Annotated in this window: 16 protein-coding genes; 8 read left to right on the top strand and 8 right to left on the bottom strand. The window is 46.3% G+C overall.

All coding sequences use genetic code 11. From position 1 onward, the window contains the following. Positions 1-17: 17 nt before the first annotated feature. Positions 18-944 carry a metal ABC transporter solute-binding protein, Zn/Mn family gene (locus tag M3M38_RS05775; RefSeq protein WP_252813883.1) on the bottom strand — a complete coding sequence of 309 codons (927 nt, stop codon included), beginning with the start codon at positions 942-944 and terminating at the stop codon, positions 18-20. 125 nt (positions 945-1,069) lie between these two features. On the opposite strand from M3M38_RS05775, the gene M3M38_RS05770 reads away from it, so the two are divergent. The 3 genes from M3M38_RS05770 to M3M38_RS05760 all read left to right on the top strand — a co-directional run bounded on the left by M3M38_RS05770 (position 1,070) and on the right by M3M38_RS05760 (position 4,786). Further along, positions 1,070-1,705 (top strand): TetR/AcrR family transcriptional regulator, encoded by a 636-nt coding sequence (locus M3M38_RS05770; protein ID WP_252813882.1) that lies wholly within the window; start codon positions 1,070-1,072, stop codon positions 1,703-1,705. Positions 1,706-1,776: 71 nt separating this feature from the next. After that, entirely contained in the window at positions 1,777-2,775 is a 999-nt protein-coding gene (locus tag M3M38_RS05765) for a D-2-hydroxyacid dehydrogenase (RefSeq protein ID WP_252813881.1), read from the top strand. A 151-nt stretch (positions 2,776-2,926) separates the two neighbouring features. Further along, on the top strand, positions 2,927-4,786 hold the full coding sequence (locus M3M38_RS05760) for a cation:proton antiporter family protein (protein ID WP_252813880.1): 1,860 nt from the start codon (positions 2,927-2,929) through the stop codon (positions 4,784-4,786). Between the two features lie 55 nt (positions 4,787-4,841). On the opposite strand, the gene xylB is transcribed toward M3M38_RS05760, so the two are convergent. From xylB to M3M38_RS05735, 5 genes are all read right to left on the bottom strand, one after another. Next, positions 4,842-6,338, bottom strand: a complete 1,497-nt coding sequence (xylB, locus tag M3M38_RS05755; RefSeq protein ID WP_252813879.1) for a xylulokinase — start codon at positions 6,336-6,338, stop codon at positions 4,842-4,844. Between the two features lie 92 nt (positions 6,339-6,430). Next, positions 6,431-7,225 (bottom strand): DUF6681 family protein, encoded by a 795-nt coding sequence (locus M3M38_RS05750; protein WP_252813878.1) that lies wholly within the window; start codon positions 7,223-7,225, stop codon positions 6,431-6,433. Positions 7,226-7,227: 2 nt separating this feature from the next. Further along, on the bottom strand, positions 7,228-7,725 hold the full coding sequence (locus M3M38_RS05745; protein WP_252813877.1) for a hypothetical protein: 498 nt from the start codon (positions 7,723-7,725) through the stop codon (positions 7,228-7,230). 50 nt (positions 7,726-7,775) lie between these two features. Then, a complete protein-coding gene (locus M3M38_RS05740) occupies positions 7,776-8,354 on the bottom strand; it encodes a guanylate kinase (RefSeq protein WP_252813876.1) in 579 nt (192 codons plus the stop codon). A gap of 23 nt (positions 8,355-8,377) precedes the next feature. Beyond that, the gene (locus M3M38_RS05735; RefSeq protein ID WP_252813875.1) at positions 8,378-9,505 is read right to left on the bottom strand and encodes a cation:proton antiporter; all 1,128 of its coding nucleotides are present in this window, start codon (positions 9,503-9,505) and stop codon (positions 8,378-8,380) included. Positions 9,506-9,653: 148 nt separating this feature from the next. Here M3M38_RS05735 and M3M38_RS05730 point away from each other — a divergent pair, with 148 nt between their 5' ends. Beyond that, entirely contained in the window at positions 9,654-10,559 is a 906-nt protein-coding gene (locus M3M38_RS05730; protein ID WP_252766799.1) for a proline iminopeptidase-family hydrolase, read from the top strand. 83 nt (positions 10,560-10,642) lie between these two features. Here M3M38_RS05730 and add read toward each other — a convergent pair whose 3' ends face one another. Beyond that, the gene (gene add / locus M3M38_RS05725; RefSeq protein WP_252813874.1) at positions 10,643-11,659 is read right to left on the bottom strand and encodes an adenosine deaminase; all 1,017 of its coding nucleotides are present in this window, start codon (positions 11,657-11,659) and stop codon (positions 10,643-10,645) included. A 135-nt stretch (positions 11,660-11,794) separates the two neighbouring features. Next, entirely contained in the window at positions 11,795-13,336 is a 1,542-nt protein-coding gene (locus M3M38_RS05720; protein WP_252813873.1) for an ABC-F family ATP-binding cassette domain-containing protein, read from the bottom strand. A gap of 120 nt (positions 13,337-13,456) precedes the next feature. On the opposite strand from M3M38_RS05720, the gene M3M38_RS05715 reads away from it, so the two are divergent. The 4 genes from M3M38_RS05715 to M3M38_RS05700 all read left to right on the top strand — a co-directional run bounded on the left by M3M38_RS05715 (position 13,457) and on the right by M3M38_RS05700 (position 16,765). Next, a complete protein-coding gene (locus tag M3M38_RS05715; RefSeq protein WP_252813872.1) occupies positions 13,457-13,831 on the top strand; it encodes a VOC family protein in 375 nt (124 codons plus the stop codon). 45 nt (positions 13,832-13,876) lie between these two features. Continuing rightward, on the top strand, positions 13,877-15,493 hold the full coding sequence (locus M3M38_RS05710) for an APC family permease (protein ID WP_252766795.1): 1,617 nt from the start codon (positions 13,877-13,879) through the stop codon (positions 15,491-15,493). A 79-nt stretch (positions 15,494-15,572) separates the two neighbouring features. Beyond that, the gene (locus M3M38_RS05705; protein ID WP_252813871.1) at positions 15,573-16,178 is read left to right on the top strand and encodes a hypothetical protein; all 606 of its coding nucleotides are present in this window, start codon (positions 15,573-15,575) and stop codon (positions 16,176-16,178) included. Positions 16,179-16,255: 77 nt separating this feature from the next. Continuing rightward, positions 16,256-16,765 carry a YbhB/YbcL family Raf kinase inhibitor-like protein gene (locus M3M38_RS05700; protein WP_252813870.1) on the top strand — a complete coding sequence of 170 codons (510 nt, stop codon included), beginning with the start codon at positions 16,256-16,258 and terminating at the stop codon, positions 16,763-16,765. The last annotated feature ends 4 nt before the right edge of the window (positions 16,766-16,769 follow it).

Genomic DNA, 16,769 nt, shown 5'->3' with positions numbered 1-16,769 from the left:
TAAAGCGTTAATTTTCTTTATTTATCCTGCAACTCGCGTTGTTGCACGTTTAAAACTTCTTGGTACGTTTGGGTAATCCACTCCACGTATTTCTGATTCTTCGGAATGGTTTCCGTTACCTTCACTACCGGCACGTCGTGTTGCTTAGCTAACTTCACCATTTGACTGACCGTCTTGCTATCGGTTTGGGTGTTATCAACAAAGAAAGCAATCCGGTGGTCTGTAATATCTTTTTTCATCGCTTTAATGCTAGCAGGGGAAGGATCTACTTCCTTTTGGGTTGCATTTTCAAAGCTCCGGTTATTGACTTCATAACCCATCGCCTGTAGGGCATAATCAAAGACCGGTTCACTCACATCGACCTTCCGATTTAATTGGTGCTCTTTGAGGTTCTGTCGGCTAGTAGCTGCTAGCTGGTTCACCTTTTGCAGGCGATTAATGTAGTTCTGTCCGTTCTTCGTAAATTCTTGTTTGTGGTTCGGTTGCAATTTGCTGGCTTCTTTGACCAACTGGTTAACGACTTTTGGTGCGGTTTGCGGATCGTACCACAGGTGTTCATTGTCTCCATCCTTTTTGTTCATCAACTTACCAACGTTCAGCTTGACCGCTGCATCGCTGGCATTTTGATCTAGCTTGTTCATCCAATCATCGTAACCGATTCCGTTTTGAATGATAATGTTGGCGTCACTAATCTGATTGGCATCCTGCGTGCTGGGGTTAAAGTCATGCGGATCTACCCCACTATTTACTAATGATTTCACCTGACCATGTTTTCCTACCACGGCTTGGGCCATCTGCCCGTAAATGTTGGTGGAAGCGACTACCTTGATTTGCTTGGGATGAGTCTGTTGCTGTGTTTGCTTTTTACTCGTACTACAAGCAGCTAGTCCCACCGTACACAACAGTGTTATCAAAACTAGTGCAACTCGTCGTAATTTTGCCATTTCCCCGTTTTCCCCCTATAATATAACTAGCATTATCAATGGATTAAATACCATCATTTTAATTTCGTTTAATAATATAACACTGTTATCTAAATAATCGCAACCATTTGGCTAGGAGCTTTCCCATGATGACTAAACAATCTACTCATGATCTACTGTTACACGCGGGCTTAGCGGCCTTTTTAGAGCATGGCTACGAACAAACGACCCTTAGAGAAATTTGTCGCAAAGCCCACCGCACTACCGGTGCCTTTTATCAATACTTTAATTCTAAAGCCGAACTACTGGATGAGCTAATTGAACCATTGTTCAAACAACTCACGACTGATTACGAACACCAACTGCAACACGGTTTAGACCAACTTACGTGGCAAAATGCCGCTTCCGCGTGGCAGGAAACCGTTTTAAACCTCGATCAAGTCATAAGCGTCCTCTATGAAAATTCAAAGCTGAAACAACTACTCCTCTTTCGGACCGATGGTTCTCACTACGACCAGCTCGCAGAGATTGCCACCCAGTATTTTACTACCCAAATCATCCACGTCATTAGCGTGATGCAGGAACGGGGCATCATCGCAATTACCTTTCAATTTAATTACCAAGAGCTCCATTTCCACGCCTTCGCCTTTTACGCCACCGTTTGTGACATCTTGAAACATGATTATCCGCAACCCGAAACCTTGGTGCTGACCCACAACTTGGAACGTTTCTTTACCCCAAGTTGGCTCAAATGGCTGGGCCTACCAACGCAAAATTCCTAAAGCGAATCCTTGAAATTATTAGTGGATAAAATGCTATAATGAGGGCGTAAAAGCAAAGGAGGAAATTAATCATGAAGATTATTGCTTACGGAATTCGTGACGATGAAGCACCATATTTAAAGGACTGGGAAGCACAACACCCAGACGTTGAGGTCAAAAGTGAATCCAAGCTCCTCGATGAAGACACGGTCAAAGAAGCAGAAGGCTTTGACGGGGTCGTTGCTTACCAACAAAAGCCTTACACCAAGGCGGTATTAGACCAATTAGGTCAATATGGCATCCACGCCCTCTCCTTACGAAACGTGGGAGTTGATAACGTCGATGCTGACGCTGCCAAGGCCAATGACATTCACGTTACTAACGTTCCGGCTTATTCTCCATCTGCAATTGCTGAACTAGCTGTGACTGAAATGATGCGGCTCCTCAGAAATACAAAAAAATTTGAAGATAAAATGCGGCATGGGGACTTAACTTGGGCTCCAGACATTGCCGAAGAAATGAATCAACAAACGGTCGGGGTTTACGCCACTGGTCGGATTGGTCGCGAAGTGGTTAAGATTGTGAAGGGATTTGGTGCTAAGGTCATTGCTTACGATCCATTTCCCAACCCTGAACTACAAAAGGAAGGCATTTACGTCGATACGCCAGCAGAGTTATACGCAAACTCCGACATTTTGACGCTCCATGCTCCGGCTCTAAAGGAAAATGACCACATGATTAACGATGAAACCATCGGTCAAATGAAGCCCGGCATCCGGATTATCAACGCCGCTCGGGGTTCCTTAATCGATACCGATGCTTTAATTCGTGGTTTAGACAGCGGTAAGATTGCCGGGGCTGCGCTGGACGTTTACGAAGACGAAGTGGGCATCTTTAACACAAACTTCGGTAGCTTTGATAAGATTCCAGACGCTCGGCTTAAGGACTTGATGAAACGCGATAACGTTTTAATTACGCCGCACATCGCCTTCTACACGAAGGTCGCCGTTAAGAACATGGTTCAATTCGCCATGGACGCTAGCTTATCCCTGTTAACCACCGGAAAATCTGATAAAGAAGTAAACCTTTAAATCTAAGGCTTTAAAAAGCGGTTTGCTGCTCCCGTTTTGGAGCGGAGCAAGCCGCTTTTTATTTTTTCTTAACATTCTCATAGACAAATCAGGTAAAATCTTCTATAACTAACTGTGAATCTTTTAATTTCACAACCAAACGGAGGAACTTATGAACCAACTGTCCTTAGTGATTATCTTACTGGCGGCCCTGTTAATTCCCTTGCTGCTCAGCCGCTTCAAGATTTCTGCGTTACCGACGTCCGTCGTAGAAATCCTGGTCGGAATTATTCTTGGTCCCAGTCTTTTGAACTGGATTAATCCGCACGACGCTATTTTATCGTCCCTGTCGAGCATTGGGGTAATTATTCTGCTGTTTCTGAGTGGAATCGAAATCGACTTTGATCTCTTTCGACCGAAGAACAAAAATCCCAGTCAACTAGAGCAAAAGGCCCGGCAACAGGTTTCCAAGTATTCACCGGTCCGGCTCTCCATCTACGGATACTTGACGATTGTGGTCCTTTCCTTTGCCCTTGGTTACCTAACCAAAGTGACCGGAATGTTCAGCGACGTCTGGCTCGCTTCCATTCTGTTTATGACCATTTCGTTAGGAATCGTGCTGGCGGCCCTCAAGGAACGCAGCGCGCTCAGTACTCCCTTTGGACAGACTATTCTGCTAATCTCGGCGCTCGGAGAAATCGTGCCAGTCTTTGGCTTAACCATTTATGCTTCCATCTTTGGGTCTGATTCCAAATCACTGTGGCTAATTTTAATTCTCTTTGCAGTCGCCGCCTTGATTTTGATGCGGTTCCACAATTTCTTTGATTACTTCGATAAAATCAATAAATCAACTACACAAATCGACATCCGGCTGGCCTTCTTCATCATTGCCCTGCTCTCCGTGGTGGCCGTGACGGTTGGTTCCGAAGCCGTCCTGGGGGCCTTTGTCGGTGGAATGGTTTACAAACTCTTGAAACCCTCTGAATCAACCAAGGACAAACTAGATTCCATTGGGTACGGGTTCTTCATTCCCATCTTCTTCATTATGAGTGGAGTTGGTCTCGACCTTAAAAAAATCCTGGGGGATCCCAAGGCGCTCTTGTTAATTCCCTTGATTTTATTGGGCTACTTAATTGCCAAGATGGGGCTCTACCCCATCTTTCGACTTCGCTTTAACCGCCAAAACTCGATTGCTGGGATGGCACTACCAATGACCACCTTAACCATGGTGCTAGCCATCTTGAGCGTAGCCAACAACTTGAAGGTCCTAACCAGTCAACAATCCGGAGCATTCCTGCTAGCCGCCATCATCACCTGTTTGATCGGACCCCTGGCGTTCAACCACTTCTTCAATCCGAAGGCTGATATTTACCACAAGTTAAAGGTCAATATCTTTGGAGTCAACATCACCACCATGCCCGTTGCCCAACAGTTGGAGAAAAGCTGGTACGACGTCAATGTCTACACGGATAAGGAAAAGAACTTTAAAGCCTTCAACAGTGAAGCCAACGTTCACCTCCTGCCGAGCTTGGACATTCAACAGTTGATTGACCAAGAAGACTTCGACTGTGACATCGCCGTCTTTGCTTACTTTGATTCTGAAACTAACTACAAGTTGGCCAAGGCTGCCAAGCAGTATGGGGTCAAACGAGTCATTGCCCGCTTTGAAGATCGCAATGTTTTGAACAAACACGAAAAGGAACTCACTGATCTCGGGGTGGAAGTTTACAACACTTTTGCCATTAACATCGCCATGCTGCGGGAAATGATCGAAGTGCCATCAACTTTCAACATGATTAAATCCAACAGCATTGAACTGCACGAAGTTAACCTGCAAAACCGGAAGTTTGTCGGGACGCGGATTAAAGACCTGCCGTTTGACGAAGGCATTACCGTTAACCGGATTTTCCGGGGCAACCAAATCATTCAACCAACTGGGGATACCATCCTGCGGTTAGGTGATAAGATCATCTTCTCCACCGATACGGACGATAGTGCCAAGGTTCGAGAAGAAATGGCAAAATTAAATTAGCATTTACGCAAAAAACCGCTCAGAAAATTAATTCTGAACGGCTTTTTTAGTTAGTTTATTTTAAGGCTTGCAGTGCGTGGGTTAATGACTTTGTTTGTGGGTAAACTTCGTGATACAGCTGGTAAATCTGGTTGTAACGTTCGACGTTCGCTGGAATTGGTTGATAAACCTTGTCGACGTGCACAAACTGATCCGAACAGGCTTGGTAATCAGGATACCAACCAAGTCCGACCGCGGCAATCATGGCTGCCCCCAAGCCGGGTCCCTGTTCGTTGGCCAGTTTTTGCACGGGCACGTTAAAGACGTCTGCCTGAATCTGTAACCAGAGTGGATTCTTTGCTCCCCCACCAATGGCCACTACTTGTTGGAACTGAGCGCCGGCTTGCCGGTAAATTTCGAGCAAGTCCCGGAAGCTAAAGGTGACTCCTTCAATCACAGCACGAGTAAAGTCGCCCCGGTTTTGGGTGGCATCGACCCCAATGAAACTGCCCCGTACGTTTGCATCCGCGTATGGAGTCCGTTCCCCGACGATGTACGGCGTAAAGAGTAGTCCCTTGGCACCAATCCCCGATTCTGCTGCTCCTGCCACCATCTGGTCAAAGGTAACGTCTGATCCAAAGGTCTTTTTAAACCAACTCAAAGAATAACCAGCCGCGAGCGTTACCCCCATCGAGTAGTAGGCATCGTTAACCACGTGGTCTTCCATTTGGACGTGCCCATGGTAGGCATCCGTTGGTTGATCTTCATACTTCAAGATCACTCCGGAAGTCCCAATGCTAGAAAGCACTACTTCAGGACGGAGAATTCCAGCTCCAAGGGCACCACAGGCATTATCGGCTCCGCCAGCAAAGACCTTGGTTGCTTGACTCAATCCCGAGAATTCCGCGTATTCAGCGGTAATCGTCCCCGTTTGGTCATCAGAATGTAGCAAGGGGGAAAGAATGTTCTCTGGAATGCCCAACCGGTCACAAATCTCCGTACTCCATTCGTTCGTATGGATGTCTAACAACGTGGTTCCGGTTGCATCGGAATAATCAATCCCCAGTTGCCCCGTCATCCGGTAACGCACGTAGTCCTTTGGCGTTAAAAAGACGGCTGTTTGCTGCCACAGTTCTGGTTCGTGCTTTTTTACCCACAAGAGTTTTGGTAACGTGAAGCCTTCGAGCGGTCGGTTTCCCGTAATCCGGACGAACTCGTCGCCCATGATTCGTTCAATTTCCTCGCGTTCCGCCGTGGTCCGGGTATCGTTCCACAAAATGGCGGGTCGCAGGACGTGGTAATCCTGGTCCAGAAGCACTAAGCCGTGCATTTGCCCCGAGTAGCTGACCCCGGCAATGTCATTGGGGTCAATGTGATCATCCAAAATCAAACGGACAATGGCGACCGTGGTAGACATTACCCAGTCGTTGGGATTTTGTTCACTGTAACCTGATTGGGGTTGACTTAGTGGATAGTCAAATGACTCTTGAGCAATAATGTTTCCGGTCCGGTCGACGGCGGAGACTTTCACCGCACTGGTTCCCAAGTCAATTCCTAACACACACTTTGTCATAACGTTGTCCTCCTCATCTTCTTTTCTCTATTATAGATGATTTAAGCGCTTCCAACGCAAAAAAAACCACCCAATTTGAGAGTGGTCTTTGCTTAATTGGTGGCCTTCGAGGCAATCTCTAGTTCAATTTGATAATCAGCTGACTGTTCCAGAACACCCCGTCGCCCTAACTGCTTAAATTTTCCGCCGGTTAAGTACGCCGCGGCTAAAAAGATTTGGACGTGATTAGCGTCGACTTGGTCAATGCTCTGCAACCCAACTTGAGTCACAGTTCCAACTGGTTGCGCATGGGCTTCGTTGAGTCCTGCATACACCACGTGGTGACCGTTTTCGGCCTTCATGGCAAAGTACGGTAAGAGGGTTCCCTGACCAATGGCATCCACCCGTGGTTCGTGTTGCAAGCGTTGCTTCAACTCCCAATCGCTTAAACCTTCATAGTTATCTTTCAGCAGGCCTTGTTGTAACAACTCAGCAGCTAATTGGTTAATAAACTGTTGTTCTGGTGCGTTACTAGTTAACTTACCGGGCATCGTTTTACGCTTATCGTAAATCCCATTCGCCGGGATGTTGCGAACCTTAGGGCCTTGTGTCTGCGGCTGTGGTTTAATGTGCAAGATCTTGTAAATCCAAGGAGTTACGTCAATCTTAGAGGTCCGATTAGTAAAGTAATAAATCGTGTTCAGGTACAAGAAGTAGGCCAACACGACCGTCACCACTAGAAGGAGTAACCCGCGCGCCCAAAAACCATTTGCTAAGAACCGGTAGGTAATATAAGCCATGTAGAGTTCCCCTAAAAACGACAGGACGTCATAAATCCGACCCTTGGTTTTCGGTTCAATGTTGATGTAACCCAGCCACGAATTAATCACATCTAAAAAGCTAAACATGCTTAATTACCCCCTTCCTGGCTCTGATTGTTGCTAGTTGAGGACGAACTTGTTGGTTGATCAGAAGTGGGGCTACCCGTACTCCCTGAACTTTGTTTGTTATCAGAATTAGAGCCACTTGTGCCCGATTCATTCTTTTGGGTGTCGTTCGTGGTATTAGCTTGATTCTGCTTAGTGGTATCGTTGTTCGTTTCCGAATTATTCTTGGTATCATCATTTTGCTTGTTATCCGTCTGATCGGTATTATTTTGTTTTTGATCAGTCTTCTGATTATCATTATTCGTGGTGTTGTCAGTGTTATTCTGATCCGTTTTGGTAGTGTCATTCGACTGATTCTGCTTGTTCGAATTACTCTGATTACCATCAGTGGTCTTTTGGTTGGTAACCTTCGCCCCTTCCTGGGTGTGGGTCACCTTGTTCGTCACCACATTCGTTGCGCCTAACGCCAAGCAAATGGCGAAAATCGCGAATGGCGTGATAAATGGTGGAATGCGATTCATAACTTCAGCTCCTTTACAATCTAGTATCGCAAAGCGCATTTAAAAATTGCTTAACCGTTGTTTAATTTTTCAATAATTTGTTGGAGTTGCGCGGTGGTCTGTTTCCATTCTCGGTTGGGCAGATATATCCCCTCGTCTTTCAGCTCTGCCGGCAACTCCAGATCGCGCTGGGTTTCAGCGCTATGTAGCCGTGCTTGCACGGCAGCCGGGGAATCGCCCCGTTTTAACATTCGCCGGTGTAACTCCGCCGTTTCCGGCACGGCCAGGTAAATAATTACGGCTTGTTCGCCGAGCCGTTGCCGATATGTCAAGGCTCCCTTGGTATCAAGTACGATGGAAGCCAATGGATTTTGTTGCCACGCCCGGTCGAGCGCCTCTTTCGATGACCCATACTGATGACCAGCATATTGCACGGATTCCAAGAGGTCCAACTGGTTAAAACTCTCTGGTGTTTCAAAGTAGTAATGAACCCCTGCTTGTTCGTGCGCCCGGGGCAGTCTGGTAGTGTGCGTGATAATCTTGGGAATGCCATACTCCGTCGCTAAATAATTTTGCACGGTCGTCTTCCCGGCTCCCGCCGGACCAGTTAGTACGATGATGTAATGCTGCTGTGGTTGGCGTGATTTCATCACAATTCCTCCCGGTTTCTAATTTATTTTTTAAGCCCCCACTTTAACATAATTGGTGACAAAATGGTGGTTAAGATGATTACGAAAATAATTTCCGAGTACAGGTGGTTGGATAATAGGTGACTGCTAAGTCCGACCTGCGCCACAATCAGAGCCATTTCACCCCGTGAAACCATTCCAGCTCCGATCACGTTACTATCCTTCCAGTTAAATCCAAAGGCCCGCGCCCCGAGACCACACCCGACCCACTTGGTTAACAGAGCCACGACTGTCAATAAGATCACAATCAAGAATCCGTTCCAACTAGTGACCAACTTTAATTCTAACCCCACGGATACAAAAAAGATTGGAATTAGCAAGGCATAGCCGATGATGTTGGTACTGTGTTCAATTGTGTCCCGAGCTGGCGTAAAGCCAACGGCGATTCCGGCAAAGAACGCTCCTAACACTGAACTTAGATGGCAGACCTCGGCCAATTCGGCTAAGGAAAAGCACAACACGATTCCAATGATGGCCAACGCAATATCATCGTGAAAGTACATCCCAATTTTAATGATTTCAGGAACCACCCATTTCACCATCACGAAGAGGAAAATCAGGTAAAGGATTTGAAGTCCAATCACCATGGCAATGCTGCCGCTACCCGTAAAGAAACTAGTAAACAAGCTCAGCAACACGATCGAGATGATGTCATCCACCACCGCGGCTCCCAGAATCACAGCTCCAGCAACCGATTGTAACTTACCATATTCCTGCAACACGGCCACACTAATCGAAACGGAGGTCGCTGAAAAAATCACACCCCAGAACAACGCTTCGACCATCCCCTGCTTAAGCAGCATCCCTAATCCAAAGAAGACCAACATCGGTAATACTACCCCACAGATGGCAATCCCCGTGGCGGATTTCAAGTATTTTTTAACTTGATTGAAGTCACATTCCAATCCGGCTAAAAACATCAGTAAAATAATCCCGAGGTCGGCACTAACCGACAGGATTTCGTTCAACTTAACCCAGTTCAGTAACGCCGGTCCAATGATGATTCCGGCAATAATCTGTCCGACCACGCTGGGGAGTCCAATCCGACTGGCTCCGTAACCAAATGACAACGCAGCCACTAGTACAATCCAAATGCTTCCTAAATATTCCATTCTTACCTCAACTTTGCTCTTTTACTTTCAATCTAATTACCATCTTACACACTTTAAGCGCGTTTGGATACTCCGAGAAACTGCTCGGTGTGGATCCCAGCTCTAATCGTGGTATCATACAGTTAAACTAATTAAGTAGGTGGAAAAGATGAAAACAGGAACAAAAATCATTACCCTTGAGAACGGCTATCACTTATGGACCAACACTCAAGGAACCGGCGACATTCATTTGCTCGCTCTCCACGGTGGCCCCGGTGGAACCCACGAATACTGGGAAGATACAGCCCAACAATTACAGAAACAGGGCTTAAACGTCCAAGTCCACATGTACGACCAACTAGGCTCGTGGTACTCAGACACCCCTGACTGGGACGATCCAGCGGTAGCAAATAACATTGAAACATACGAATACTACGTCGACGAAGTAGAAGAAGTGCGGCAAAAACTCGGTCTCGACAACTTCTACCTGATTGGTCAGTCCTGGGGTGGTGCCCTCGTGCAACTGTATGCTGCTAAGTACGGTGACCACCTGAAGGGTGCTATCATTTCTTCGATGGTGGATCGGATTAGCGACTACACCGACCATCTGGCCCAAATTCGTAAGGAAGCCTTAACCCCCGATGAATTAGCTTACATGCAAAAGTGTGAAGCAGAAAACAACTACGATAACGACCGTTACCAGGCACTGGTAACTCGATTAAACGAGCAATACGTAGATCGGAAACAGCCGCCTGCCATCGCCCACCTTGTAGACACAATGAGCGTCCCGCTTTACAACGCCTTTCAAGGTGACAATGAATTCGTGATTACCGGAAAATTGAAGGATTGGAACTTCACGGACCACTTACAGGACATTAAAGTTCCAACCTTGGTTACCTTTGGGGAACACGAAACCATGCCGTTAGAAACTGGAAAACGGATGGCGCAGATGATTCCAAACGCCCGCTTTGCTTCCACTCCCAACGGTGGACACCACCACATGATTGACAACGCCCCCGTTTACTACGATCACTTAGCTAGTTTTATTCGTGACGTGGAAAATAACCAATTTTAATTTAACGTTCCACACTAAAAAGCCTAGCAGAAGTAAATTTGCTAGGCTTTTTACTATGCAATCAAAATTGCACGAATGAAAAATTATTCTACTTCAAAGTTGGTAATTTCCTGTAATAACGATGCTTTGGTGACTTCATCAGCAAAGGAATTCCGCACGGCGTTTTGGTTACACAATCTCAATTGGTCCTTGGTCAAGCCGTCGTGGTGTGCTAGTTGGAAGTATTCCTCAGTTAACGTGGTGTCAGAAACGGTCCGGTTGTCAGTGTTAATGCACAACGCTTGCCCCTGGCTTAACCACCGTTGTAACGGATAATCCTCGATGCGTTCCAATGATCCAGTTTGACAGTTACTGGTGGGACACCCTTCGATGCAGATCTGACGTTCCTTTAACAGGCGTTCGGCTTCAGCATCTCCGTTAGCGGCAATCCCGTGCCCAATCCGTTGGCTCCCCGCTTGAATCGCTTCGACCACATTGTGAGCACAGCCACATTCGCCGGCATGTAAGGTCAGTTGCACGTCTAAGTCGGCCACGGCTTCTTGCAGGTCCTGTTCATATTCCGGGACAAACCCGTCTACTTCGGGACCCGCGAGGTCAATCCCCGCCACTTGGTCTTGAACTTCCTCAAGAGATTGAAAATCGTGGTGCACGGCGGTGCCATCTTCCGTTCGCATTCCGCACACAATCAGATTACCTCTGATGCCATAGGTCCGGTAGGCTTCGTCCATTCCGGCGGCCACGGCTTGCACCGTTTCCGGAATCGTCAGTTGTCCCTGGGTCGAAAGGACGGGGGCAAACCGCAGTTCCAAATACACTACGCCATCTTGATGAGCCTGTTCCATCACGTCATAAGCAGCGCGTTGTAAGGCTGGAACGGTTTGTAAAAAGGGCAAGACAAAATCAAAGATCTCTAGGTACTCCTCTAAGTTCTCACACTTTTTGGGCGCCACCATTTTGCGGGTCAGTTCCATGAGGTTGGAATCCACCGCCATTCCCTGGCTTCGGGCAATCTGGCGCAGAGTATGAGGGCGAATCGAACCATCTAGGTGGCAATGAAGTTCGGCTTTGGGGAATCTTTGAATCTCAGCTCGAGTTAACATTTTATTCCTCCTCAGTTCAGAATTTGCTTAAATTGGTACTATGTTACCGAATTCTTCCCCAGAATGCAACTTGAAGCGAAACCAGTTCTAAAAAAAAGCGAACTATTTGTGGGTTCGCTTTTCCATTTATTCGGTTTAGCTTAAACTAAGTTTTTCTACATCAATTACTTTGTCGGCCAGACCCTCAGCAAAACTCTCCTCATGACTCACCACAATGGCATTGCCTGGGAAGCGCTTAATCGCCTGTTTCAGTGATTCCTTGGTTTCGTCATCCAAGTGATTGGATGGTTCGTCTAGAATCAAGAAGTTGCTGGGTTCAAATTCCAGCAAAGCCAATTTAACCTTGACCTGTTCACCCCCGGATAACGTTCCAATCGGTTTAAAGGCGTTCGCAGCGTCTAACCCTGCTTGCGCTAACTTGGTCCGAATTTCCTTTTGGGTCAATTTCGGGTACTTGTTTTGAATCAATTGCATCGGTTTTAAGTCCGGATCATCCCAAACTAAATCTTGGCTAAAGTAACTAACCTTAGCTGATGGCGAAAAGTCTGCTTCTCCGTCTAATGCTGGGATTAGACCCAAAATGCTCTTAATCAAAGTTGACTTCCCGACCCCGTTAAATCCCTGTAAAACCACCTTTTGGTCCGTATCAACTGAGAAAGTCACTGGAGCCAACAATGGTTGCTCGTACCCGACTGAGAGTTGGTTCACGACCAGCGCATTTTGTGATCCCGTTTCAGCATACGGAAACGCAAACTCGGCCTTAATGTTACTCTTTGGTGGTTCAATGACGTCCATCCGATCCAACATCTTTTCCCGGGACTTCGCCATCGTTGACCGACTCCCGGCCTTGTTCTTTTGAATGAACTTCTTAGCCTTGTCAATCTCAACCTGCTGCTTCTCGTATTCGCGTTGTTGGGTCTTTTCCTTTTCAGCCCGTTGCCGCATCGCTGACTTGAAGTCGCCCCGGTACTTAGTAATCTTGCCAAACGCCAGGTTAATGATGCAGTTCGTGACTGGTTCTAAGAAATCATAATCGTGAGAAATGATGAGCGCGGCGCCGTCAAATGAATTTAGGTAATCCTCGAGCCATTTAATGTGAGCTGTATCCAAGTAGTTCGTCGGTTCATCCAGCAATAATACATCCGGATGTTCCAGAATCAACTTGGCCAAAATAATCTTCGAGCGTTGACCCCCACTCATCTCAGCAATTTCGTGGTCACGGCCGATATCATCTAGTCCCAGCCCGCTAATCACCTGTTCAATCTTAGTTTCCACTTCGTAAAAACCTTGGGCGTCTAATTGTCCGGACAAACGGGTTGCTTTCTCCATTAAACTGTCATCCATGGTTTCTGCGTACTTCGTGTACAGTTCAATCATCCGATCGTTCATCTCGTATAAGTCAGCAAAGGCCGTGTGCAGAAAATCAATCAAGGTCATCCCCTTGGGAATGTCCACGTACTGGTCGAGATACCCAATCTTGGTTCCCTTTTGCCACTGAACGGAACCAGTCACCGGGAGTTCTTTGCCAGTCAAAATCTTAATCAGCGTGGATTTTCCCACTCCGTTTTGGCCGACCACTCCCATGTGTTCTCCTTTATTTAACTGAAAGTTGGCGTTTGAATATAGTTGCTTATCCGCAAAACTCATACTCAAATTAGATACTTCTAAAAGTGCCATTAATCTCCCTCATATTCCGTGTTTTAATCCATAACTACTACAATATCATCTAGCTGGATTTGGAGTCAATCAATATTAATGTTATACTGGTACGTATCTTTTTGAAAGGAGTTGAAATCTTTGCGCGTAAAAGACGTCGATCAAGTGGTAATCACGGTTGATGACCTAGAAGCTGCCCGTGGTTTTTATCACGAAGTTCTAGATCTGCCGGTGCTAGCCGAAACTGAAACCAAGCTTTTGTTTCAGTTAGGGAAGCAGACGTTGGTATGTCAGTTACCAACTGCTACCGGCCTACAACCGGCCAACCCAACCGTTGGTTCTACGACCCTAAGCATCCTCGTAAAGGATTCTTTAGCAACGATTGAAGCGCACTTCGCCAACTACTTTATTGATATCGTTGCTGGTTCCCTTGATCGGCAACTGACTAAGCATCAGGAACATTCGCTGTTGATTAATGATCCAGCCGGAAACCTGATTAAAATTAAAGAATCCTAATCAAATTAAAAGTTCGTTTTTAAGAAAGGAATTTAGTTAAACTTTATGGAAAAAAATACAACGAAAGTCAAAAAGACCAAGATGTCTTTATTTAGTGTCGTAATGCTGGCACTAAGTTCGATCATCGGTTCTGGATGGCTCTTTGGATCTTGGGAAGCGGCCAAGATTTCTGGCCCTGCTGCCATTATTTCATGGATCATCGGAGCCATCGTGATTGGTTCCATTGCCTACGTTTACATTGAACTGGGTACCATGTTCCCGGAAAGTGGGGGAATGAGTAAGTATGCCGGTTATACCCACGGACCATTGCTTGGATTCATCGCCTCGTGGGCCAATTGGGTATCCTTGGTAACCTTGCTTCCCATTGAAGCCGTGGCTGCCGTGCAGTACATGAGTTCCTGGCCCTGGAGTTGGGCAAGCTGGACTCACGGCTTCGTTGCCAACGGAACGGTTACAACCATTGGATTATTCGCCGTTTTCGTGTTCATCTTGATCTTTACGTTATTAAACTACTGGTCTGTGAACCTATTAACTCGGTTTACTAGTTTAACCTCGATTTTCAAACTGGTGGTTCCGTCAGTTACCATCATCATGTTACTGATCTCTGGTTTCCACATCGGTAACTTCACCAACGCCAACTTCGGTGGTTTCTTACCATATGGAACGGCTCCAATCTTTGCCGCTACCACGGTTTCTGGAATCATCTTCTCTTACAATGCCTTCCAAACGGTAATTAACGTGGGGGACGAAATTACCAACCCCAAGAAAAACATTTGGCGAGGAATTGTAATTGCCCTCTTAATCAGTATCATTATCTACGTAATGCTGCAATTTACTTTCATCGGAGCCATTAAACCTTCGATGTTAGCTAAGGTTGGTTGGCACGGAATTAACTTCGAATCACCATTTGCCGACTTAGCCATCATGTTAAACATTCACTGGTTGGTAATCCTGCTGTACTTGGATGCCTTTGTTTCCCCATTTGGAACTGGTGTTTCATTTGTGGCCTCAACCAGCCGAACGTTAGCTGCCATGACCCAAACCGGTCACCTACCAAAGTTTTTAGGAAAGATGGATAAAAAATGGGGAACCCCTCGAATTGCCATGGTTGCGAACTTTGTTATTAGTTGTATCCTGGTTTCCGTCTTTAAAAACTGGGCAATCTTAGCCAGTGTGATTTCTACATCAACGCTGATTGCTTACCTAACTGGTCCGGTAACTCTGGTTGCTCTGCGAAAGCACGCACCTGAGTTCAAACGTCCCGTTCGGATTAACATCGCGGACATCATTGCCCCGTTTGCCTTTGTTTTGGCTAGTTTAGCCATCTACTGGGCCATGTGGCCAACGACAGTCGAAGTAATCCTCGTAATTGCCCTGGGATTACCGTTCTACTTCTTCTACGAAGGCAAGCTGAACTGGAAAGATTCCAAGAAAAAGTTCAACGGAAGTTTATGGATGTTAGTTTATCTAGCCTTCATGTCGTTCTTCTCTTACATTGGATCGACTCCGTTTCACGGGCAAAACTGGATTCACTATCCATTTGACTTCGTAGTCATTATCATCGCTTCGCTGCTCTTCTACTACTGGGGAGTTAATAGTTACCAAAACACCGAAGAAATGGCGCACGCCAAGCTGGTTAACGATAAAGTAAAACCTAACTAAATCTAGTATAATAATGGCATGAGAAATCGCTTCTCATGCCATTATTTAAGTTCACTTGAAATGGACGGAGGAACGCTTAATGCAAAAACCAGATCCAAACTCAAGATATCAACGTTACAATTTTGGAGAATCTAAGCAAGCAAAACAGCGCAAGGAGCCATTAATTTGGCCCTGGATTATGTTACTAGTCGTAGTGGTCTTAGCTCTCGCCTTTGGACTGCGATTTGCCATCAGTAAAACTACGAAACCACAAACGACCCCTGCCAAGCAACCGCGCAGTGCCAAGGTGGCTTCAAAATCCACCACTAAATCAAAGGACAAAACAACTCCAACCGAGCAGCAGTCAACCCAGTCTGATCAACCGCAAACAGCTCAGAACGAGACTAACGTTGCTGATACCGGCAATCAAGCGAAGAATGACTCACAAACTAGTGCCCCTACGAATAATAGTAGTGATAATAAGCAGGGCTCCGAAACAACCAGTTCTAACACGCCTAGTAAATCCGTTACGACGACCAATGAACCCGCTACCGATAACTTTAGTCAGTCTAGGACGTTTAGTTCGGTGGAAGACGCCAAGAATTGGGCCCGGGCCACGCAGTCGCAATGGTTAGCCGCTGGGTACAATAACTACACAATTACCCAGAACGGGCAAAACTTCTACGTGCTGACCTTTACCAAATAAGCGGTTTAATTTGCCCCTGATTATTTTTTCATTTAGCTTAATTTAAGTTATAATGAAGTCAAGGGAGGCGTTTAACAATGAAGATTAACGTACCATTACAAGCTGGATTCCTGCCGGATCAATTTACTAAGCATGCTGATGCAAGTGACAAAATTGACCAGCATCCCGTTGTTTCTTTCCCCATCGAGTTTCATGATGTGCCTGAAAATGCGGCCTCGCTAGCACTGACCCTCATCGACCCGGATTCAATTCCGGTGTGTGGGTTTGCATACATTCACTGGGTCGCTGCGAACCTCGATTCGAGTTTGACGGAGCTTCCCACTGATGCCAGTCAATCCGGAACGATTCCCATGACCTTGGGTAATAATAGTCTTGCGGGGGGCCTTTTACACGTGACGGACGAACAATTAAACCGTCATTACATCGGTCCTACCCCTCCAGACCAACCCCACGATTATCATCTAACCGTGTTTGCTCTGGATCAAAAGCTCGATTTACCCGACGGATTTTGGCTAAATCAATTAGAAAAGAAAATGACTGGTCACGTGCTTGCGCAAGCAACATCCGTGTTACCAGTTCGTAACTAGGGGG

Origin of the sequence: Fructilactobacillus cliffordii (assembly GCF_024029355.1) — a bacterium.
Taxonomy (GTDB): domain Bacteria; phylum Bacillota; class Bacilli; order Lactobacillales; family Lactobacillaceae; genus Fructilactobacillus; species Fructilactobacillus cliffordii.
The sequence above is the reverse complement of the archived record's forward strand: the minus strand, read 5'-3'. Positions and strand labels throughout refer to the sequence as shown.